The sequence below is a fragment of the Tenacibaculum sp. 190524A02b genome, assembly GCF_964036645.1.
GTDB classification, from domain to species: domain Bacteria; phylum Bacteroidota; class Bacteroidia; order Flavobacteriales; family Flavobacteriaceae; genus Polaribacter; species Polaribacter vairaonense.
This window is the reverse complement of record NZ_OZ038525.1, coordinates 3777682-3804187: the sequence shown is the minus strand read 5'-3', so window position 1 is coordinate 3804187 and position 26506 is coordinate 3777682. Positions and strand designations below refer to the sequence as shown.

Annotated in this window: 2 protein-coding genes (1 of these 2 cut by a window edge); both read right to left on the bottom strand. The window is 32.4% G+C overall.

What is annotated here, in order from left to right:
• Positions 1–746, bottom strand: the beginning of a protein-coding gene (locus ABNT65_RS15435) for a non-ribosomal peptide synthase/polyketide synthase (protein WP_348746237.1). Its footprint begins 18658 nt before the window's first position; the window shows 746 of its 19404 coding nt (coding positions 1–746); it begins with the start codon at positions 744–746; its stop codon lies off the left edge, out of view.
• Entirely contained in the window at positions 746–26506 is a 25761-nt protein-coding gene (locus ABNT65_RS15430; protein WP_348746236.1) for a non-ribosomal peptide synthase/polyketide synthase, read from the bottom strand. The genes ABNT65_RS15435 and ABNT65_RS15430 overlap by 1 nt, the downstream gene beginning before the upstream one ends.

Below are 26506 nucleotides of genomic sequence, written 5' to 3'. Positions count from 1 at the left end.
CAAACTGCATAATCAGCATATTGTAAATTTAAATTAGGTAGTGTTATTTCTTTTCCAGCTTGTAAAGCACTATATAATGTTGCAAATTCGTTTCTTAAAATACCTTCAGACCAACCATCACTAGCAATATGATGTAATACACAAGCTAACACATATTTTTTATTTCCTAAGTTGTATAAACATGAACGTAGCATGAAGTCCTTAGATAAATCAAAAGGCACATTAATGAATTTGTTAATTTCATTTTCTACGTTTATCTCTGAAGAAATGGTTATTTTATCTAAAAGCCAATTAGTTGATGAAATTGTCTTTTGATAACCAATTCCTTCTTCTTGATAAATAATTGTACGCAATATTTCATGACGATCAACAATTATGCGTAACGTTTCTTCTACTGCATTTATATCTAAATCACCTTCTAACTCTAAAACAACTGGAATATGATAGGCTTGTGTGCCATCAAGCTGATCTAGAAACCATAACCTATCTTGATTGAAAGATAAAGGAACTTTTTTGATAAGTTCTCTATCAAATGGTTGAATTGCATCCTCATCAAGCCCTTTATGATTCTCAAACTCAAACTTTTTAAAATGCTCAATAATAAGTTCTTTATTAAGCTTTATATCTAAAAGCAAAGAATCATCAATATGTTCATTTTCTGACTTTAATACTAAAGAACCTTCTTCTAACTCTAGCTTAACACCTTTGCTTTGTGCCTTTTGTATAATACTTAATGCCTTATTCATTATATTTTTACTATTTTTTTATAGACTACGTCTGTATTTTCTTGTTTTTTGATCTTCCTATGCTCTAAATAAGTACCTAACTCTTCTATGTTTACAAATTTGAATATGTCTTTAATCATAATATCAAATTCAAACTTTTTACGAATTATGGATACTAAGCGAGTGGCTAATAAACTATGTCCTCCTAATTCAAAGAAATTGTCATAAACTCCTATTTTTTCTACACCTAATAACTCTTGCCAAATAGCTACTAATTGTTGTTCTGTTTCATTTCTTGGAGCAACGTATTCTCGTGTTGACAGCATTTCTCCATCTGGATCTGGTAAGGCTTTTCTATTTAATTTACCATTATTAGTTAAAGGCATTTCTTCCAATTCAACCCATAAATTAGGAATCATATAATCTGGTAAGCTTGTCTTTAACTGAAGTTGAATAGCTTCCTTATCAAATGTTTCTTCGCTAACTACATATCCAACTAAACGCTTATCTCCACTTGTATCTTCTTTAGCTAACACACAACATTGACTAACAGTTGGTAGCTTTGATAAAACATTTTCAATTTCACCTAATTCTATTCGATAACCACGAATTTTTACTTGATCATCTTTTCTACCTACATATTCTATATTTCCATCTGGTAGCCATTTTCCTAAATCTCCAGTTTTATATATTTTATCATCTTCCTTAAATGGATTCTCTATAAATTTCTCTTGGGTAAGTTTTTCTCTATTTAAATAACCAGATGATAATCCCACACCTCCAATACATAATTCTCCAACAACACCTTTTGGTACTAATTGATTCGAATCATTTAAAATATACAGTTGCATGTTTGGCATTGGAGTTCCTATTGGAAAACTATTTACAAATGAATGCTTATCTAATGCATTAAAAGTATAGGTAGTACAACCTACTGTTGCCTCTGTTGGGCCATATTCATTGATTATTGTTGATGAAATATTTAAGTCTTTGAAAGCTGATAGATGACTTGGTTGAAGCGCTTCTCCTCCTAAAACATATTTATGAGATAAAATGCTATTATCTTCTTCCAAAACAGATGATAATAATTCTAAATGTGATGGTGTTAATTTTATAAAGTCATATGGTGCATGCTTCCATAAGTTTTTATCTTTAAAAATATCTAAACCTTCACCACTACTAATTACTAAAAGTTTACCGTTTACTAAAGGTGTAAATATTTCTGTCATAGATGCGTCAAAAGACATGGAAAGGTGCATATATCCTCCTGAAACTCCTTCACCTATATAAGAGTTACTACTACTTGTTATATAATTTATTAAACTTTTATGGCGAATTGGAACTCCTTTCGGCTTTCCTGTACTTCCTGAAGTATAAATTACATACGCCAAATTGTTTGGTGATATATATTTAGCTTTATCTGTAACTGAAGTTGAAATTGCATTCCAATCATTATCTAATAAAATGATTGTTATATCTGATTGTTCTCCTAAAACTTCTTTGCTTACAATTGTATTACTTAATACCAAGTTAATGCTTGCATCGTTCAACATGTAATTAATACGATCTTGTGGATACTTAGGGTCAATAGGTACATAAGCACTTCCTGACTTTAGAACTCCTAGAATACCCACTAGCATTTCTAAACTACGATCTAAACAAATACCTACAAAATCATTTTCTCCAACTCCTTTGTTTATCAAATATTGAGCTAATTGATTAGATCTATTATCTAATTCTCTATAAGTCAATTGCTCTTCTTTATAAACTACTGCAATAGCTTCAGGTGTTTTTGCTATTTGTTCTTCTAGTAAATCTAAAACCGTTTTATTTTTAGGATATTCAACTATATTATCATTGAAGGTTTCTAATAATTTTACCTCTTCTGTTCTAGATATAATAGTTAAATTTTCAACATTCAATTCTTTTTCTGATGTTAAGCCTTCTAATATTTGAACTAAAGCTTCTTGCATATAAACAAGTATACGATCTGCTCCAATACTTCTTTCTATTTGGGCTTTTAAACCAAAATCAACTCCGTAATCATCAACACTAAATGTGAATGGGTAATTGGTACGCTCGTGACTATCAATAAGTGTAATTCCTAAATCAACAGTAGTTTCATCTTCTTCTGAGTTAGATGAAATTGAAGAGTGTCTATAATTTAATAAAGCACTAAATAAAGGTATTTCGTTAGAAATATTACTCCATGTTTGGATACTTGATAATGGTGTTTGCTCATAAGACAATAGTTCTTCTAAACCTTTTTTCACTTTTGAAACGTATTCTGAAACGTTTCCTTTTAACTCTACAAATATTGGAAGTGTGTTTATAAATAACCCTAATGAATCTGCTGCTCCTAAAGTTCCTTGTAAACGTCCTAAAAATAAAGAACCAAAAATGGCATAGTCCTTATTACTACATTTTCCTACAACGAGTCCATAAGCCGCATGGAATAAAGTAGCAGGACTCATTCCTAAACTAGTACTAATTTTTCGAAGCTTTTTACTTAATTCTTTTGGTAAAAGTACTTTCGACTCTTCTATATCAACTCCGCCTCCTGTAGTATTTGATAATTCAAATGGGTAAGTAGGTTCATCAATATCACCTAATAAATTCTTGAAATAGGCAGCGCTATCATTAATAGATTGAGAATGTAACGTATGCCCTATAAAATCTCTATATAAAGCTGGTACTGGAAGATTTGATCCTTTTCCTGATGCGTGTATTTCTACTTCTAAAATAATTTTCTCTAGTCCTACATGATCTAATACTAAATGGTGCGCTAAGAAAATTAAATAATAGCAATCATTATCTAGATCCTCTGCCAACTTTAACCTTATTAAAGATCCCTTAGAAACATCCATCCATTGGTTTTCAGGAGAGACTAAAGTTTTTAACTCTGATACTATATCTTTAGAACTATCGATTACCAACTCTTCTACTGGTAGTTTAGCTTCTCTAAGTACAACCTGAACTGCACTTGGTAAATCTTTACTTAAAACACAGGTACGTAAAACATCATGACGATTTACTACAGATTGTAAGGCATTTATAAATAGCTCTCGCTTTTCTTTATCTTTGAAAGACAGTAAACTTGGTAAAATATAAGGGTCTCCTGCTTCTTTATCACTCATTAAATGATGGAAATACATTCCTTCTTGTAAAGGTGATAATGGATACATATCCTGAATATTAGATACTCCTCCCTTAACACTAGCTACAACCTTATCTATATCCTCTTGTCCAAAATCTAATAATGGAACCATTGCTGGTACAATACGTTCTGTATCTGTAGTTATACCATTCGCTGGTACTTGATAAATAGACGATGAATTCGATACCTTTTCACTTATACTTGCTATGTTAGGATTCGAAAAAATATCTTTTACGGTAATATGATAATCTATCTTCTGTAAACGTGATATTAACTGAACTACCAATAAACTATGCCCTCCTAATTCAAAGAAATCATCATAGATTCCTACTTTTTCTACTCCTAATAAGTCTTGCCAAATAACTACTAACTCCTCTTCTGTCTCATTTCTTGGGGCAACATACTCTTTAGTAGACAAGATAGCTCCATCTATATCTGGTAAGGATTTTCTGTCTAATTTACCATTACTCGTTAATGGCATTTCTTCCAACTCAACCCAAAAACTAGGAATCATATAGTCTGGTAAAAATGCTTTTAAATCTTCTTGAAGGGCTTCTTTATCAAATTCCTCTTCGCTAACCACATAACCTACTAAACGTTTATTCCCTGCGGTATCTTCTTTGACTAAAACACAAGAATGGCTTACTGATGCTAAACTAGATAATGCATTCTCTATCTCTCCTAACTCGATTCGATAACCTCTTATCTTGACCTGAGCATCTTTCCTGCCTACAAATTCTAAATTCCCATCTGGTAACCATCTTACCAAATCTCCTGTCTTGTAGATTCTCTCTCCTTCCTTAAATGGACTGACAATAAACTTCTCTTGAGTTAACTCTTCATTGTTTAAGTAACCTCGGCCTACTCCTGAACCTCCTACTAATAATTCGCCTACAACTCCTAATGGTACTAAATTCAAGTCTGCATCTGTTACATAAGCTGTACTGTTCTTGATGGGTGATCCGATAGGTAATGAACTATTACTTGTTTCAATAGTATATGTGGTTGAGAATGTAGTATTCTCAGTTGGTCCATAACCATTGATAATGGTCAAATCTGGATACAACTCTTTTAACTTGTTCGTGTAATTAAATAGTACTACATCTCCTCCTACTAATAAGTATTTTAACCTTTTAAAAATACTTGCATCTTCTTCTACTACTTGATGAAACCATGAAGCCGTCATCCATAATGTATTCACCTTCTTGGTTTCTATTATTTCTTTGAAGCTTGTAGTATTTAATAAGGTATCTGTACTGGTTAATACTAATTCTCCTCCATTTAATAAGGTTCCCCAGTACTCTATAGTAGTCGCATCAAAGGATATAGAACCTGTTGACAACCATACGGTATCACTATTTAAAGAAATGTAATCACAACTGGTACATAAACTAACTACGTTTTTATGTTCTATCTGAACACCTTTTGGACGTCCTGTACTTCCTGAGGTATAAATTACATAGGCTAAATTAGAAGGTGTTATAATTGTGGTTAAACTTTCTTTTGAATGTTCAGCTATTCTATTCCATTCTTCATCTAAAGTGATTGTGGTTAATTCCTCAATATCAGACAAAATACGATTACTTGAAGTGTTACTTAATACCAAGTTGATATTGGCATCTGCTAACATGTAATTAACGCGATCTTGTGGGTATTCTGGATCAATAGGAACATAAGCGCCTCCAGACTTTAAAATACCCAAGATGCCTACCAACATTTCTAGACTACGTCCGATACAAATTCCTACAAAGGTATCTGTTGTTACACCTTGTTCTTGTAAATAATGAGCTAATTGATTAGATCGTTCGTCTAATTCTTGATAACTGAATGCTTCTCCTTCATAAACTATTGCTGTTCCATTTGGTGTCTTTTCTGCTTGTTCTTCAAATAAGTCGACAATCGTTTTTTCTGATGGATATATTAATTCTGTAGCATTGAAGTCTTTTAATAATTGGTTCTTTTCCGACGCTTGCAACATTGGTATATCACCAATAGGTTGTGTAACATCATTTACAATACCTTTTAATAATTCTTGATAATGCGATAGCATTTGTTCAATAGTTCCCTCTTTAAACAAAGCTGTACAATATTCTAAATTTAATGTAATACCAGTAGCATTCTCTGATGCGTCTAGGGTTAAATCAAATTTTGAAGTGACGGTATCAAATTGATAGCCTGAAATATCAAGCGCTTCTATATCTGATGACTTATCTTTTGATAAAATATCAGTTGCATTTTGTAATACAAACAATACTTGAAACAAAGGAGTTATACTATTATCTCGTGTAGTAATTACGCTGTCTACAATTTTCTCAAAAGGAGCTAATTGATTATCATATCCTTCTAAGGTTGTTGTTTTTACTTGATTTAACAACTCTTTAAAACTTATTCCGCCGCTTAAATCGCTTCGTAATGCCAATGTATTTACAAAGAATCCAATCATACCTTCTAAATCTGACTGAGTACGATTGGCTACTGGTGAACCTACACAAATGTCTTCTTGACCACTGTAACGTGACAATAATACTTTAAAGGCTGATAATAACACCATGAATAAAGTAACCTCTTCTTCTTTACATAAAGTTTTAAGTAAATTTGTTAGCTCTACATCAATATTTACTGAAACTCTAGCTCCTTCTGTACTCTGTATTGAAGGTCGAGTATAATCTAAAGGTAATTCTAATGTACTTACACCTGTTAACTTTTCTTCCCAATAAGTTAATTGATTTTCTAAAACTTCTCCTTCTAAATATTTACGTTGCCAAATAGCATAATCGGCATATTGTAAATTTAATTCTGGTAAGTTAGCCTTATTACCTGAACTTAAAGAGCTATATAACTCTGTAAACTCGCTAATTAAAATATTTTCTGACCATCCGTCACTAGCTATATGATGAAAAACACAAGCTAATACATACTTTTCATTTCCTAAATCATATAAACATGATCGTAACATGTAATCTTTAGATAAGTCAAATGGATGATTTATAAAATTGCTTGTTTCTTTATCTAAGTTTGCTTCTTCTGATGTAATGACCTTCTGTAGTGACCAGTTATCTGGAGAAATTACTTTTTGATAACCAATTCCTTCTTCTTGATAAAGAACTGTACGCAATACTTCATGACGAGAAACAATGGTTTTTAAAGCTTGTTCCAATACAGCTATATCTAATCTTCCTTCTAGACTAATTATTGTAGGTATATGATATGCTATAGTTCCTTCTAATTGATCTAGAAACCATAAACGGTCTTGACTAAATGATAAAGGAATATGTTTTGGTCGATCTTCAGCAATAATAGCTGGAAGTAATGCTCTTTTATGTTGATTTGAGATATTTAATGCTAAATCTATAATAGTTGGCGATTGAAATACCTCTTGAATGGTAACCTCTTTTTGTAATTCTTTACGAATCATAGAAACCAATCGGGTTGCTAATAAAGAATGGCCTCCTAATTCAAAGAAATTATCATAAACACCTACTTGTTCTATATTTAATAACTCTTTCCAAATTGTTGCTAATTGTTTCTCAACTTGATTTCTTGGCGCTACATATTTTCTACTTGATAATTCTGTACTATCAGGTTCAGGTAATGACTTTCTATCTAACTTGCCATTGGCCGTTAAAGGCATTTCTTTTAACACAATCCAAATCATAGGAATCATATAATCTGGTAAACTACCTTTTAATTTTTCTTGTGTTAATTCTTTATTGAATTCTCCTTCTGTAACTATATATCCTACTAGACGTTTATTACCATTAACATCTTCTTTGGCTAATACACAAGATTGATAAATGGTTTCTAGATTTGATAATGCATTTTCTATTTCTCCTAATTCTATTCGATAACCACGTATTTTCACTTGATTATCTTTCCTTCCTATAAACTCTATGTTTCCGTCAGGTAACCATTTAGCTAAATCTCCAGTTTTATAAAGTTTATCTCCTTGTTTAAATGGGTTGTCAACAAAAGATAATTCTGTTAATTCTTCTTTATTTAAGTATCCTTTGGCTACTCCAGTACCTCCAATACATAGTTCTCCAACTACACCTACAGGCACTAAATTCATTGCTGAATTTGTAATATAAACCTTAGTATTGTCAATAGGTTTACCTATTGGAATTTTAGGTATTGAAGTATCATCTACTTTATAATTTGTAGCAACTACTGTGGCTTCTGTAGGACCATAGTTGTTGTAAATTGTAAGTTCTGTTGTTTTATTTATAGATAAAGTATCTCCTCCTGTTAAAATGGTAGTATCTGGTAATGCAATTTCTTCTTCTATTAAGCTTTCACATAATAAGGTTGGTATATAGGTATGCGTAATTTTATAATCTTTCAAAAAGTTTGAAAGTATATTCAAATCATACCTGTCTTCTCCTGAAATTGGGTATAAACTTGCTCCAACAAGTAGGTATGGGTATATTTCCCAAACACTAGCATCAAAACCAATACCTGCAAATAAAGTACCTCTACTAGATTTTGTTAATGAGTATGCAGATTGATGCCAAAAGCATAAATGTAATAAGTTTTTATGCTCAACCATTACTCCTTTTGGTTGCCCTGTACTACCTGAAGTATAAATTACGTAAGCTACGTCAGAAGAATTAACATGAGTTAATGGTAAGCTTTTTGAGTAGTCGGATGCTTTTTCTTTAAATTTTTCTATAAATGAAGCATCAATAATTAGACTACTACCGCTATCTCTTTGAATATACTCTTTACGTTCTTCTGGATAGTTAGGATCAATAGGAACATAAGCGGCTCCTGTTTTTAAAATTGACACATAAGAAATTATTAACCAATCGCTTCTATCTAAAACAACTCCTACAATATTTTCTCTACTAATATTATGATTGGATAGTAAATAGTTTGCCAACTGATTTGAACGGTTATCTAATTCTTTATAGCTTAATTCTTCTCCTTTAAAAACTACTGCTATTCCATTTGGTCTATTTTTAACTTGTTCTTCAAACAAATCTAAAACGGTTTGATCTAATGGGTATCCTACTTCTGTATCATTAAAAGTTTTTAATAATTGTATTTCTTCTTCCTTTGGTAAAAGAGGTAATGCAGCTACAGGTCTCTTTTCTTCAGATTTTAAACCTATTAACAACTCCTGCAAAGCTTTCTGCATATAAACGAGTACTCTATTTGCTTCAATGCTATCGTCTATCTGAGCGGTTAACTCAAAATCTACTCCATAATCATCTACGTTTAATACAAATGGGTAGTTTGTACGCTCCTCACCTCCAATAACTTCAATACCTAAATCAATTATTCCTTTGTCTTCTTCTTGTAATTCTACGTGAGAATGACGGAAGTTTAATAAAGCACTAAATAAAGCTACTTCACTAGAAACTCCACTCCATTCTTGAACACTAGATAGTGCTGTTTGTTCATAAGGTAGTAATTCATGTAATCTTTGTTTTACCTCTTTAATATACTCTAATACGCTTTTATCTAAAGAAATATAAAATGGTAATGTATTGATAAATAAACCTAAAGAATCTGCTGCTCCTAAAGCACCTTGTAAGCGTCCTGAAAATAAAGAACCAAATAATGCATAATCACTATTACTAAATGTTCCTATTACCATTCCATAAGCTGCATGAAATAAAACTGCTGGGCTTATTCCTAAGTTTGTACTAACTTCTCGAAGCTCTTTGCTTAAATTTTCTGACAAGAGCACTTTTGCTTCTTTGATATCACTACCATCACCTTGAACATTAGATAAATTGAAAGGATAGGTAGGTTCTTCAATAGTTCCTAATAATTCCTTGAAATATAACTCACTATCATTAACAGCTTGTGAATGTAAGGTATGACCTATAAAATCTCTATATAAAGCTGGTTTTAGAAGACTTGATTCTTTTCCAGACAAATGCATAGCGATTTCAGAAACTATTTTCTCTATTCCTACATGATCTAATACTAAATGATGTTGGTTTATAACTAAATAGTAATTGTTCTCAATTAAATCATCTACAGATTTTAATGTCAATAATGGTGCTTTAGATACATCCATCCATTGATTTCCTGACGATCTTAATTCCTCTAAATATGGTAAAATCTCGACAGATGTATCTACTCCTATCTCTTCTACTGATAATGGAGCTTCCCTAAGTACTACCTGAACAGCTCTTGGTAAATCTTCACTTATAACACATGTACGCAATACATCATGACGATTTACTACTAATTGTAATGTTTCTATGAATAATCTACGTTTCTCCTTCTCTTTAAATGAGAATAAATTTGATAAAATATAAGGGTCTCCTTTTTTCTTGTCACTCATTAAATGATGAAAATACATTCCTTCTTGTAATGGTGATAATGGATACATATCCTGAATATTTGATACGCCTCCTTGAACTTGAGAAACAATTTTATCTATATCTTCTTGATCAAAATCTAACAACGGAACCATTGTTGGTACAATACGATCTGTATCTATTCCTATTCCATTTGCTGGTACTTGATAAACTGACGTACCTGAGACTAATCTTTCGCTTATTTCTGAAATAGTAGCATTTGAAAAAATATCTTTTACTCCTATGTTTAAATCTAGCTTTTGCAAACGTGATATTAACTGAACAACTAATAAACTATGACCTCCTAATTCAAAGAAATTATCATAAACTCCTACCTGTTCTACTCCTAATAAATCCTGCCATATAGCTACTAAAATCTCTTCTGTCTCATTTCTTGGCCCTACATATTCTTTACTAGATAACAAAGTAATATCCGGATCTGGTAATCTTTTTCTATCTAACTTACCACTTGATGTTAATGGCATCTCCTCCAATTCAACCCATAGCATTGGAACCATATACTCTGGTAAACTTGCCTTTAATGCTCTTTGAACCGTTTCTTTATCAAATGAATCTCCTTCTACAACTACATAACCTACTAATCTCTTGGTACCTGATATATCTTCCTTGGCTAATACACAACTACTTTGAATTGTACTCAATCCTGATAAGGCACTCTCTATCTCTCCCAACTCGATTCGATAACCTCGTACTTTAACCTGATCATCCTTTCTTCCTACATACTCTAAAGTTCCATCAGGTAACCATTTCGCTAAATCACCTGTTTTATAGATTCTTTCGCCTGCTCGAAATGGATTATCTATAAATTTATATTGGGTTAATTCTTCTCTGTTTAAATAACCTCTTGTTACTCCTTTACCGCCTACACATAACTCACCTACTACTCCTTTCGGTAACAACTCATTTGATTCACTTAAAATATAAATCTGTGTGTTAGATATAGGCTTTCCAATAGTTTGAACTCCTTGTAAACTTCGTTTGATAAACGTACTATAGGTAGTGGCTTCTGATGGTCCGTATAAATCATAAACCGCTTCTACTGAACTTTCCTTATAAATACGATCTACCAAACTTGGTAATAAGGCCTCTCCTGCTAAATTGATCGTCTTTACCGTATCTGGAATTGAACCCGATTCTAATAAACCTAATAATACACTTGGAACGGTGTTTATCAAGGAAACTGAAGCCTCTGAATCCTCCACTAAAGACAGTAAGTTGTCTACTAAATGTAGGGTTGAACCACATGATAAAGTGGTGAATATCTCAAAAATAGAAAGATCAAAGTTTATCGAAGTACTTCCTAACATTCCTACTTCTAAAGAATCCTTGAAGTTAGTTATTGCCCAATTTACTAAGTTGAACATATTACCATGTTCTATTAATACACCTTTTGGCTTACCTGTACTTCCTGAGGTGTAAATTACATAGGCCAAATCACTTGTTGACATTGATTTGTAACTCAGTCCTCGAGTTGAAAAATCTGAAATAGCATCCCAATCACTGTCTACTAATACAATCTTTATTCCTGACTTAGCCTCTAAAATAGAGCGATTGGATTCATTACTTAGTACTAAGCTAGTAGCTGTATCTTCTATTATAAAATCAATACGTTCTTTTGGATACGATGGATCAATAGGTACATAAGCTCCGCCTGATTTCAAGATTCCTAGTATTCCTACAATCATATCCAAACTACGATCCATACAAATACCAACTAATGTATCTGACACTACCCCTTCTTCTCGTAAATAACGAGCTAACTGGTTAGAACGTTTGTCTAATTCTTGATAACTAAGTTGCTCTCCTTGATAAACTACAGCTATACTTTTAGCGGAACTCTTAACCTGTGTTGAAAATAAATCTAAAAAAGTAACATCTGATGGATAGCTTACTGAGGTATCATTAAATACTTCTAATAACTCTTGTACTTCTGATTCTGGTAAAACATTTAAATCTGATACTTGAGACGCCTCTGCTTTTAACCCTTCCAATAATGCTCTCAGGGTTGCTTCCATATAAGATAATACTCGACCTGATCCTACACTAGATTCTACTTGAGCGGTTAATCCAAAGTCTACTCCATAATCATCTACATTTAATGTAAGCGGATAATTGGTACGTTCCTCACTGCCTATTACTGTGATCCCTAAATCAACAGCATCTGCTGGTACTTCTTCTAAAACACTTGATGAGTGACGGAAATTTAATAAGGCACTAAATAAAGATACCTCATTTGAAATTCCACTCCAACCTTGAACAGATGACAATGGTGTTTGCTCATATGATAATAACGTTCCTAGTCTGTTTTTTATCTCTGACACATAATCCGAAACACTTCCTTTAAGTTCTGCTAAAAATGGTAAAGTATTGATAAATAAACCTAATGAATCTGCAGCTCCTAAAGAACCTTGTAAACGACCTGAAAATAATGAGCCGAAAATTGCATATTCCTTGTTACTGCATTTTCCTATTACCAACCCATAAGCGGCATGGAATAAAACAGCTGGGCTCATCCCTAAATTGGTACTAACCTCTCGAACCTCTTTGCTTAAACTAGATGCTAAAACTATGCGAGATTCTTCTATATCATTTCCATTTCCTCGAATATCTGATAAACCAAATGGATACGTTGGCTCATCAATATCTCCTAATAATTCCTTGAAATAAGAAGCACTATCATTGATAGATTGTTCATGTATAGTATGACCGATAAAGTCTCTATATAAAACTGGTGTTGGTAAACTTGATTCTTGACCTAATAAATAGGCCTCTACTTCTGAGATAACTTTCTCCAAACCTACATGATCCAATACCAAGTGATGTTCTAATAAAACTAAGTAATAATTATTATTTTCTAAATCATCTGCCGATTTTAGTCTTATTAAAGGAGCCTTAGAAACATCTATCCATTGGCTTCCTGGAGCTGTTAAATCTTTTAATTCTGATACTATATCCTTAGAGCTATCAATTGTTAAACTCTCTACTGATAGTTTAGCTTCTCTAAGTACCACTTGAACTGCCTGTGGAAGACCTTCACTTAAAACACATGTTCGTAAAACATCATGACGGTTCACTACAAACTGTAATGCTTCTATAAAGTTAGCTCGCTTTTCTTTATCGGTAAATGATAAAATATTTGGTAAAACATAAGGATCTCCTGCTTCTTTATCACTCATTAAATGATGGAAATACATTCCTTCTTGTAAAGGTGATAATGGATACATATCCTGAATATTGGAAACTCCTCCCTCAACACTAGCTAAAACTTTATCAATATCCTCTTGCTCGAAATCTAATAAAGGAACCATTGATGGTACAATACGTTCTGTATCTACAGTGATACCATTGACTGGTACTTGATAAAGTGATGTTGTCTCTGATACCTTTTCACTTATACTTGCTATGTTAGGATTCGAAAAAATATCTTTTACTGTGATATGATAATCTATCTTCTGTAAACGTGATATTAACTGAACTACCAATAAACTATGTCCTCCTAATTCAAAGAAATCATCATAGATTCCTACTTTTTCTACTCCTAATAAGTCTTGCCAAATAACTACTAACTCCTCTTCTGTCTCATTTCTTGGGGCAACATATTCCTTTGTTGATAATTTAGCATTATCTAACTCTGGCAAGGATTTTCTGTCTAATTTACCATTACTCGTTAATGGCATTTCTGCTAACTCAATCCAAAAACTAGGAATCATATAGTCTGGTAAAACAGCTTTTAATTCCTCTTGTAGGGCTTCTTTATCAAATTCCTCCTCACTAACTATATACCCTACCAATCGTTTATTGCCTGTACCATCTTCTTTTACTAAAACACATCCATTTTGAATATTAGACACTCTTAACAAAGCATTCTCTATCTCTCCTAACTCGATTCGATACCCTCGAATATTTACCTGTCCATCTTTTCTTCCTACAAATTCTAAATTCCCATCTGGTAACCATCTTACTAAATCACCCGTCTTATAGACTCTCTCGTCTTCTTTAAATGGATTGGCGATAAACTTCTCTTGAGTTAATTCTTCATTGTTTAAGTAACCTTTTGCTATCCCTAATCCACTAGCCCATAATTCTCCTACTACACCCAATGGACATAGGTTCCCTAAATCATCAACTACGTATAAACTTGTGTTAGCTATAGGTTTTCCAATTGGGATACTATCAGTTAGATCAGTTACTTTAAAGTAACTTATACAAACAGTAGCTTCTGTTGGCCCATACGAATTGTAAATTGAAATTTTTTCATAAATATTATCAATATAAGATGGCTTTAAAACATCTCCTCCACTAATGATTGCTTTTAATGAAAGTGATTCAATATCTACAGTTGTATTTAAAAATTCAATTAAAAAAGGATTGGTGCTCAATAATGTTATAGCATGCTTTTTACACAAAGAAATAATTGCATTAAAATCTTTATTATTATCTGCTATAATTAATTTTCCTCCAACACTTAATATTGGAAAAATCTCTTCTATGGAAGTATCAAATGAAATAGTAGATTGACTTAAAATAGTGTCTGAACTTTTTACTTTAAAATAAGTAGAAAAAGTTTGCACATAGTCCACTAAGGAGGCGTGCTCAATCATTACTCCTTTAGGTTTCCCTGTACTTCCTGAAGTGTAAATTATATAGGCTAAATTTTCAGGTGCTAATGAAACTAATGGTTTTTCTGAACTCTCTTTATCTATAATTTCCCAGTCCTTATCTAAAAGTATAGTTGAATATTTACCTCTAGAAGAAACTAAACCAATAGTATTTATATCTGTTAACACTAATTGTATACCAGCATCACTCAACATATAATCAATACGATCTTTGGGATACATTGAATCAATAGGAACATAAGCACTTCCTGATTTTAAGACTCCTAAAATACCTATTAACATTTCTAAACTACGATCTAGGCAAATCCCTACTAAATCATTTGCTTTGATTCCTTTTCTAAGTATATAATGAGCCAACTGATTAGAACGATGATCTAGTTCTTTATAACTTAATGTTTCTTCTTCAAAAACTACAGCAATAGCATCTGGTGTTTTTTCTACTTGCTCTTCAAACAAGTCTATAACAGTTTTATTTAAAGGATAATCAACTTTAGTATCATTGAAAACAGTTACTAATTGGTGTTCTTCAAACTCTGTTAATATTGATAAGCTATTAATAGGCTTTTGAATATCGTTTACAATACTAGTTAACAACTCTTGATAATGAACTAACATACATTGTATTGTTTCTTCTTTGAATAAAGCCGTGCAATAATTCATAACTAATGAAATGCATGATGCATTTTCACCTGCAGATAAGCTTAAATCAAATTGAGAAGTTTTTCCTTCAAAGTTATATGGGTAAATATCTAAACCTTCTATACTGGAAGTTCCTTGATCTGTTGTATTGTTTAGGTCAAACATTACCTGAAATAACGCAGTAGTACTCATATCTCTAGTAGTAACAACTCTCTCAACTACTCTCTCAAAAGGAGCTAACTGGTTATCATAACTTTCTAATGTATTAGTCTTTACCTTTTTTAGTACTTCTTTAAAACTTGGAGTTTTACTTAAATCACTTCGTAATGCCAGTGTATTGACAAAGAAACCTATAATCCCCTCTAATTCAGCTTGTGTACGGTTTGCAATAGGCGTTCCTACACAAATATCTGTTTGGCCTGTATAGCGATATAGTAATACTTTAAAAGTAGCTAGTAAGAACATAAATAAAGTAACACCTTCTTCTTTACATAATTCTTTTAAAGAAGAAGTTAATTCCTCATTCAGTTCTAATGAAATACTTGCTCCTTCTGTACTCTGGACAACAGGACGAGCATAATCAGTAGGTAACCTTAAAATACTTACCTCATTTAATTTTTCTTCCCAATAGGTTAACTGAGACTCTAATACTTCTCCTTCTAAGTATTTACGTTGCCATATTGCGTAGTCCGTATATTGTAATGTTAACTCTGGTACTAAAGCCTTACGATTTTCTTTTAAAGCATTGTATAACTCTATAAACTCATTTGTTAAAATTCCTGATGACCACCCATCACTAGCTATATGATGAAAAACACAAGCTAGTATATATTTATTATTTCCTAAGTTATATAAACGTGATCGTAGCTTATAATCTTTTGATAAATCAAATGGAATACTTAGATAATTTTCTAAACTGGTAGCTACTAATTTTTCATCTAAAATTTCTACTTGTTCTAATGACCAAGTGTCAGCGCTTATTAAATATTGGTAACCTACTCCTTCTTTTGATAAAATATTAGTACGTAATACTTCATGACGAGAAACAATTGTTCTTATTGATTCCTCTAGTATTTCTATATCAAGCTCACCTTCTAGATGAATAATTGTAGGAATATGGTATGCCAATGTCCCTTCTAATTGATCCAAAAACCATAAACGTTCTTGACTAAATGATAAAGGAATATATTCTGGATGTTCCTCTACAACTACTGATGGAAGTAGAACTTTTTTGAATTGAGTTAAAATATGTGCTGCTAAATCTGATATGGTAGTATGTTCAAACACATCTCGGATTGAAACTTCTATTCCTTCTGTTTTACGAATCATAGATACCAATCGAGTTGCTAATAAACTATGACCTCCTAATTCAAAGAAATTATCATAAACTCCTACCTGTTCTACTCCTAATAAATCCTGCCATATAGCTACTAAAATCTCTTCTGTCTCATTTCTTGGCCCTACATATTCTTTACTAGATAACAAAGTAATATCCGGATCTGGTAATCTTTTTCTATCTAACTTACCACTTGATGTTAATGGCATCTCCTCCAATTCAACCCATAGCATTGGAACCATATACTCTGGTAAACTTGCCTTTAATTCTCTTTGAACCGTTTCTTTATCAAATGAATCTCCTTCTACAACTACATAACCTACTAATCTCTTGGTACCTGATACATCTTCCTTGGCTAATACACAACTACTTTGAATTGTACTTAAAGATGATAATACAGATTCTATCTCTCCCAACTCGATTCGATAACCTCGTACTTTAACCTGATCATCCTTTCTTCCTACATACTCTAAAGTTCCATCAGGTAACCATTTCGCTAAATCACCTGTTTTATAGATTCTTTCTCCTGCTCGAAATGGATTATCTATAAATTTATATTGGGTTAATTCTTCTCTGTTTAAATAACCTCTTGTTACTCCTTTACCGCCTACACATAATTCACCTACAACTCCTTTGGGTAACAACTCATTTGATTCACTTAAAATATAAATCTGTGTGTTAGATATAGGCTTTCCAATAGTTTGAACTCCTTCTAAGCTTCGTTTGATAAACGTACTATAGGTAGTGGCTTCTGATGGTCCGTATAAATCATAAACCGCTTCTACTGAACTTTCCTTATAAATACGATCTACCAAACTTGGTAATAAGGCCTCTCCTGCTAAATTGATCGTCTTTACCGTATCTGGAATTGAACCCGATTCTAATAAACCTAATAATACACTTGGAACGGTGTTTATCAAGGAAACTGAAGCCTCTGAATCCTCTACTAAAGACAGTAAGTTGTCTACCAAATGTAGGGTTGAACCACATGATAAAGTGGTGAATATTTCAAAAATAGAAAGATCAAAGTTTATCGAAGTACTTCCTAACATTCCTACTTCTAAAGAATCCTTGAAGTTAGTTATTGCCCAATTTACTAAGTTGAACATATTACCATGTTCTATTAATACGCCTTTTGGCTTACCTGTACTTCCTGAGGTGTAAATTACATAGGCCAAATCACTTGTTGACATTGATTTGTAACTCAGTCCTCGAGTTGAATAATCTGAAATAGCATCCCAATCACTGTCTACTAATACAATCTTTATTCCTGACTTAGCCTCTAAAATAGAGCGATTGGATTCATTACTTAGTACTAAGCTAGTAGCTGTATCTTCTATTATAAAATCAATACGTTCTTTTGGATACGATGGATCAATAGGTACATAAGCTCCTCCTGATTTCAAGATTCCTAGTATTCCTACAATCATATCCAAACTACGATCCATACAAATACCAACTAATGTATCTGACACTACTCCTTCTTCTCGTAAATAACGAGCTAATTGGTTAGAACGTTTGTCTAATTCTTGATAACTAAGTTGCTCTCCTTGATAAACTACAGCTATACTTTTAGCGGAACTCTTAACCTGTGTTGAAAATAAATCTAAAAAAGTAATATCTGATGGATAGCTTACTGAGGTATCATTAAATACTTCTAATAATTCTTGTACTTCTGACTCTGGTAAAACATTTAAATCTGACACTTGAGACGCGTCTGCTTTTAACCCTTCCAATAATGCTCTCAGGGTTGCTTCCATATAAGATAATACTCGATCTGATCCTACACTGGATTCAACCTGAGCGGTTAATCCAAAGTCTACTCCATAATCATCTACATTTAACGTAAGCGGATAATTGGTACGTTCCTCACTCCCTATTACTGTGATCCCTAAATCAACAGCATCTGCTGGTTCTTCTTCCGAAACACTTGAAGAGTGACGGAAATTTAATAAGGCACTAAATAAAGATACCTCATTTGAAATTCCACTCCAACCTTGAACAGATGACAATGGTGTTTGCTCATATGATAATAACGTTCCTAGTCTGTTTTTTATCTCTGACACATAATCCGAAACACTTCCTTTAAGTTCTGCTAAAAATGGTAAGGTATTGATAAATAAACCTAACGAATCTGCAGCTCCCAAAGAACCTTGTAAACGACCTGAAAATAATGAACCGAAAATTGCATATTCCTTATTACTGCATTTTCCTATTACCAATCCATAAGCGGCATGGAATAAAACAGCTGGGCTCATCCCTAAATTGGTACTAACCTCTCGAACCTCTTTGCTTAAACTCGATGCTAAAACTATGCGAGACTCCTCTATATCATTTCCATTTCCTCGAATATCTGATAAACCAAATGGATACGTTGGCTCATCAATGTCTCCTAATAATTCCTTAAAATAAGAAGCACTATCATTGATAGATTGTTCATGTAAAGTATGACCTATAAAGTCTCTATATAAAACTGGTGTTGGTAAACTTGATTCTTGACCTAATAAATAGGCTTCTACTTCTGAGATAACTTTCTCCAAACCTACATGATCCAATACCAAATGATGCTCTAATAAAACTAAGTAATAATTATTATTTTCTACATCATCTGCCGACTTTAGTCTTATTAAAGGAGCCTTAGAAACATCCATCCATTGGCTTCCTGGAGCTGTTAAATCTTTTAATTCTGATACTATATCCTTAGAGCTATCAATTGTTAAACTCTCTACTGATAGTTTAGCTTCTCTAAGTACAACTTGAACTGCACTTGGTAAACCTTCACTTAAAACACAAGTACGTAATACATCATGACGGTTCACTACAAACTGTAATGCTTCTATAAAGTTAGCTCGCTTTTCTTTATCAGTAAATGATAATAGACTTGGTAAAACATAAGGATCTCCTGCTTCTTTATCACTCATTAAATGATGGAAATACATTCCTTCTTGTAAAGGTGATAATGGATACATATCTTGAATATTTGAAACTCCTCCCTCAACACTAGCTACAACTTTATCAATATCTTCTTGCTCGAAATCTAATAAAGAAACCATTTCTGGTACAATACGCTCTGTATCTGTAGTTATACCATTCGCTGGTACTTGATAAATAGACGATGAATTCGATACCTTTTCACTTATACTTGCTATGTTAGGATTCGAAAAAATATCTTTTACTGTGATATGATAATCTATCTTCTGTAAACGCGATATTAACTGAACTACCAATAAACTATGCCCTCCTAATTCAAAGAAATCATCATAGATTCCTACTTTTTCTACTCCTAATAAGTCTTGCCAAATAACTACTAACTCCTCTTCTGTCTCATTTCTTGGGGCAACATATTCCTTTGTTGATAATTTAGCATTATCTAAATCTGGTAAGGATTTTCTGTCTAATTTACCATTACTCGTTAATGGCATTTCTTCCAACTCAATCCAAAAACTAGGAATCATATAGTCTGGTAAAACAGCTTTTAAATCTTCTTGAAGAGCTTCTTTATCAAATTCCTCTTCGCTAACCACATAACCTACTAAACGTTTGTTCCCTGCGGTATCTTCTTTGACTAAAACACAAGAATGACTTACTGATGCTAAACTAGATAATGCATTCTCTATCTCTCCTAACTCGATTCGATAACCTCTTATCTTGACCTGAGCATCTTTCCTGCCTACAAATTCTAAATTCCCATCTGGTAACCATCTTACCAAATCTCCTGTCTTGTAGATTCTCTCACCTTCCTTAAATGGACTGACAATAAACTTCTCTTGAGTTAACTCTTCATTGTTTAAGTAACCTCGGCCTACTCCTGAACCTCCTACTAATAATTCGCCTACAACTCCTAATGGTACTAAATTCAAGTCTGCATCTGTTACATAAGCTGTACTGTTCTTGATGGGTGATCCAATAGGTAATGAACTATTGCTTGTTTCAATAGTATATGTGGTTGAGAATGTAGTATTCTCAGTTGGTCCATAACCATTGATAATGGTCAAATCCGGATACAACTCTTTTAACTTGTTCGTGTAATTAAATAGTACTACATCTCCTCCTACTAATAAGTATTTTAACGCTTTAAAAATACTTGCATCTTCTTCTACTACTTGATGAAACCATGAAGCCGTCATCCATAATGTATTCACCTTCTTGGCTTCTATTATTTCTTTGAAGCTTGTAGTATTTAATAAGGTATCTGTACTGGTTAATACTAATTCTCCTCCATTTAATAAGGTTCCCCAGTATTCTATAGTAGTCGCATCAAAGGATATAGAACCTGTTGACAACCAGACAGTATCACTATTTAAAGAAATATAATCACAACTGGTACATAAACTAACTACGTTTTTATGCTCTATTTGAACACCTTTTGGACGCCCTGTACTTCCTGAGGTATAAATTACATAGGCTAAATTGGAAGGGGTTATAATTGTGGTTAAACTTTCTTTTGAATGTTCAGCTATTCTATTCCATTCTTCATCTATAGTGATTGTGGTTAATCCCTCAATATCAGACAAAATACGGTTACTTGAAGTGTTACTTAATACCAAGTTGATATTGGCATCTGCTAACATGTAATTAACGCGATCTTGTGGGTATTCTGGATCAATAGGAACATAGGCGCCTCCAGACTTTAAAATACCCAAGATACCTACCAACATTTCTAGACTACGTCCGATACAAATTCCTACAAAGGTATCTGTTGTTACACCTTGTTCTTGTAAATAATGAGCTAATTGATTAGATCGTTCGTCTAATTCTTGATAACTGAATGCTTCTCCTTCATAAACTATTGCTGTTCCATTTGGTGTCTTTTCTGCTTGTTCTTCAAATAAGTCGACAATCGTTTTTTCTGATGGATATACTAATTCTGTAGCATTAAAGTCTTTTAATAATTGGTTCTGCTCTACTTTAGGTAAAATTGTTAATGTGGAAATCGATGTTCTCTTTTCTGACTTTAACTCTTTCAAGAGTTGAGTTAAAGTAGTTTTCATATAAGAGAGTACACGATCTGGTTCAATAGTATTATCCACCTGAACTGTCAAACCAAAATCAATTCCGTAATCATCAATATTTATTACTAATGGATAATTAGTACGTTCTTCTCCACCTAGAAAGTTAATTCCTAAATCATTGGTTTCATTAGTATCCACTTCAGATGGAGCTGAAGAATGACGGAAATTTAATAAAGCACTAAATAAAGGGGTTTCATTAGCAATACCACTCCAATCTTGAATTTTTGACAATGGTGTTTGCTCATAGGATACTAATTCCTCTAATTGTTTTTTAACTTTCTGAACATAATCTAACACACTACCGTTTAGTTCTGCAAAAAATGGTAAGGTGTTTATAAACAATCCTAACGAATCTGCAGCTCCTAGAGATCCTTGTAAACGTCCTGAAAATAATGAACCGAAAATAGCATAATCTTTATTACTGCATTTACTTATAATTAAACCGTAAGCCGCATGAAATAAAACGGCTGGGCTCATTCCTAAATGTGTACTAAATTCTCGAAGATTTTTACTTAACTCTGTTGGTAAAAGTATACGAGATTCTTTTATATCACTTCCATTTCCTCGGATGTTTGATAATTCAAAAGGATAAGTAGGTTCATCTACACTTTCAAATAGTCCTTTGAAATATGTAGCACTATCATTAATAGATTGTTGATGTAATGTATACCCTATAAATTCTCTATATAAAACAGGTGTTGGTAAATTTGCTTCTTTTCCTAATAGATATGCTTCTACTTCCTTTACAACTTTTTCTAAAGCTACATGGTCAAAAACTAAGTGATGTTGATTAACTACTAAGTAGTAATTGTTATCAACAGGATTATCAACTGTTTTTAATGATAACAGTGGTGCTTTAGAAACATCCATCCATTGGTTTCCAGGTGATGTTAGGTGTTCTAATTCAGATACTATATTTTTAGAGCTATCAATTGTTAAACTCTCTACTGATAGTTTAGCTTCTCTAAGTACCACTTGAACTGCCTGTGGAAGACCTTCACTTAAAACACATGTTCGTAAAACATCATGACGGTTTACTACAAACTGTAAAGCTTCTATAAAAGAAGTACGTTTTTCTTCATCTGCAAATGATATTAGATTTGGTAAAACATATGGGTCTCCTTCTTTTTTATCACTCATTAAATGATGAAAATAAATCCCCTCTTGTAATGCAGATAATGGATAAATATCTTGAATATTAGAAACACCTCCCGCTACACTTTCTACAATTCTATCTAAATCTTCTTGTTCAAAGTTTAACAACGGAACCATTTCTGGAACGATACGATCTGTATCTATTTCTATTCCATTAGATGGTACCTTATAAACTGAATCAGATGATGCTATCTTTTCACTTATAGCAGCTATTGTTGCGTTAGAAAAAATATCTTTAACAGCTATGTTATATCCATTTTTTTGTAAACTAGATATTAATTGAATAACTAATAAACTATGGCCTCCTAACTCAAAGAAACTATCATAAACTCCTATTTTTTCTACACCTAATAACTCTTGCCAAATTGTTACTAAAACTTGCTCAGTTTCATTTCTAGGAGCCACATATGTTTTAGTAGATAATATAGCGTCATCTGGTTCTGGCAAGGCTTTTCTATCTAGCTTTCCGTTAAATGTTAATGGCATTTCTTCAACCTCAACCCATAAGGTAGGAACCATATAATCTGGTAAGCTTTTCTTTAATTCTTCCTGTATTATCTCTTTATCTAACCTTTCTTCACAAACTACATAACCTACCAAACGTTTATTTCCTGTAATATCTTCTTTTGCTAAAACGCATGAATGACTTACTGAATCCAAACTAGATAATATGTTCTCTATCTCTCCTAACTCAATACGATAACCTCTAATCTTAACTTGATTATCTGATCTACCTACAAACTCTATATTACCATCTGGTAGCCATCTTACTAAGTCTCCTGTTTTATATAATTTTTCTCCAAGTTTAAATGGACTATTAATAAATTTTTCTGCAGTTAATTCTTCTCTATTTAAATATCCTCTAGCAACTCCTCTACCTCCCAAACATAGTTCTCCAACTACTCCTACAGGAACTAAATTCATCTCTGAATCTGTAATATAAGCTTGAGTGTTATTTATAGGTTTACCTATGTTTAATTGTTTATCATTAGTATTAATATCGTAAACAGATACTGTAGAAGTTACTGTTGTTTCTGTTGGACCATATTCATTGTAAAATGTATATTTTTCACTCCATAGTAACATTAGTTCTTTACTACAAACCTCACCTCCAACAACAACTCTTTTTAAAGACTTTAATTCTTTCTGTACAGGTAACGTACTTAACATACTTGGCGTTGTATGGAAATGCGTAACTTTTTCTTTTTCAATAATGTTTAATACTTCCTCTGGATTTATAATTTTATCTTTATCAATAAGAACTAATTTCCCTCCGTTTGATAAGCTTACAAAGATTTGTTCTACGGAAGCATCGAATACAAAATTTGAGAACTGTAAAACAACTTCTTTTGAATCAATAGAAAATTTTTCTGTTTGAGAAGCTATTAGGTTTACTACATTCCTATGTTCAATCATAACACCTTTTGGACGTCCTGTACTTCCTGAAGTATAAATTACATAAGCTAAATTATTTGGTGTTATTAACTCTTCTGGTTTTTCAGTTGAAAAATCAGCTATAATATTCCAATTCGTATCTAATGAAACAACTCTTAGATCAGGTTTATTTTCTAATATTTTATTGCTAGATGTGTTACTTAGTACTAAATTAATTCCAGCATCATCCAACATATATCTAATTCGATCTTGAGGGTAATTAGGATCAATAGGAACATAAGCACCTCCTGATTTTAAAATTCCTAAAATACCTACAATCATCTCCAGACTTCTTTCTAAACAAATACCTATTAAAGCATCAGGTGTAACTCCTTGTTTTTGTAGGTAATGAGCTAATTGGTTAGAACGTTCATCTAATTCTTTATATGTTAACGTTTCCTCTTCATAAATTACAGCTATTGCTTCTGGTGTGTTTTTAACCTGCTCTTTAAATAAGTCAACAATTGTATTCTCTAATGGGTACGATAACTTATTATCGTTAAAAACCTCTATTAATTGACGCTCTTCTTTTTCTGTTAGCATTGACAAGCTACCAATAGGCTGTGTGATATCATTTACAATATCTTTTAATAGTTCTTGATAATGAACTAATATTTGTTCAATGGTAGTTTTATTGAATAAAGCTGTACAATATTCAAGAGTTAACAAAATACCTGACTCTTTTTCAGAGGCGTTTAATGTTAAATCAAATTGAGAAGTTCCTCTATCTAAATTGTATTCTGAAATAACAACTCCTTCCATTTCTACACCTGAATTTGATGGTGTATTCTGTAACACAAACATTACTTGAAATAAAGGACTTACACTCATTTCTCTAGACTTAACGACTCGATCTACTACTTTTTCAAAAGGAGCTAACTGATTATCGTAACTCTTTAAAGTGGTTTGTTTAACTTCTGCTAATAGCTTTTTAAAACTAAGATCTGAGGTCAAATTACTTCGTAACGCCAAAGTATTTACAAAGAAACCTATCATTTCTTCTAACTCTGACTGTGTACGATTTGCTATAGGAGTACCTACACAGATATCTTCTTGACCGCTATATCTTGCTAACAACACTTTAAAAGCTGATAACAAGAACATAAACAACGTAACTCCTTCTTTATTAGACAAAGCTTTTATTGATAAACTCAATTCTTCATCTAATTCTAAAGAGCAATTTGATCCTACTGTACTTTGTGTAGAAGGGCGTGCATAATCAGTGGGTAATGATAAAGTACTTATATCTTTTAATTTCTCTTCCCAATAAGATAATTGCTTATCTAAAACTTCACCTTCTAAATACTCTCGTTGCCAAATTGCATAATCTGCATATTGCAAGCTTAACTTAGGAAGATTTACTGTTTTATTTTGTTTTAATGCACTATATAATTCTACAAATTCATTTGTTAAAATCCCTGATGACCAACCATCACTAGCAATATGGTGGAAAACACATGCTAATACATACTCATTATTTCCTAAACTGTATAAACATGATCGTAATTTATAATCTTTGGATAAATCAAATGGAATATTAATATACTCTTGTAAACTACTAGTTAGTAATTCCTCATTTGTTATTTTATTCTGATCTAATGACCAAGCATCAGCGCTCATTAAATCTTGATATCCTATACCATTAGTTGATAAAATATTAGTACGTAATACTTCATGACGAGCTACAATCGTTTTTATTGACTCTTCTAATACAGGTATATCTAACGCTCCTTCTAAGCGAATAATAGTAGGTATATGATAAGCTAATGTTCCTTCTAACTGATCTAAAAACCATAAACGATCTTGACTAAAAGATAATGGTATCTTATCAAGATCTTTTTTATCAAATGGCTTTATTTTTTCTAATAATTCTTTATTTGTACCTCTACGTTGATATTTTTGTTGTAATTCGGTAGTAGCATTTCCTCCTTGATATTCTTTTAAATGATCAATTATCAACGATTTATTACTTTTTATTTCTAAAAGTAATTCTTGACTTATTTTTTTATTTGATTTAACACTTAGTGAACCGTCTTTTAACACCAACTTCACCCCTTCCTTGTTCAACCTCTGAAAAAAACTTAATACATCCAT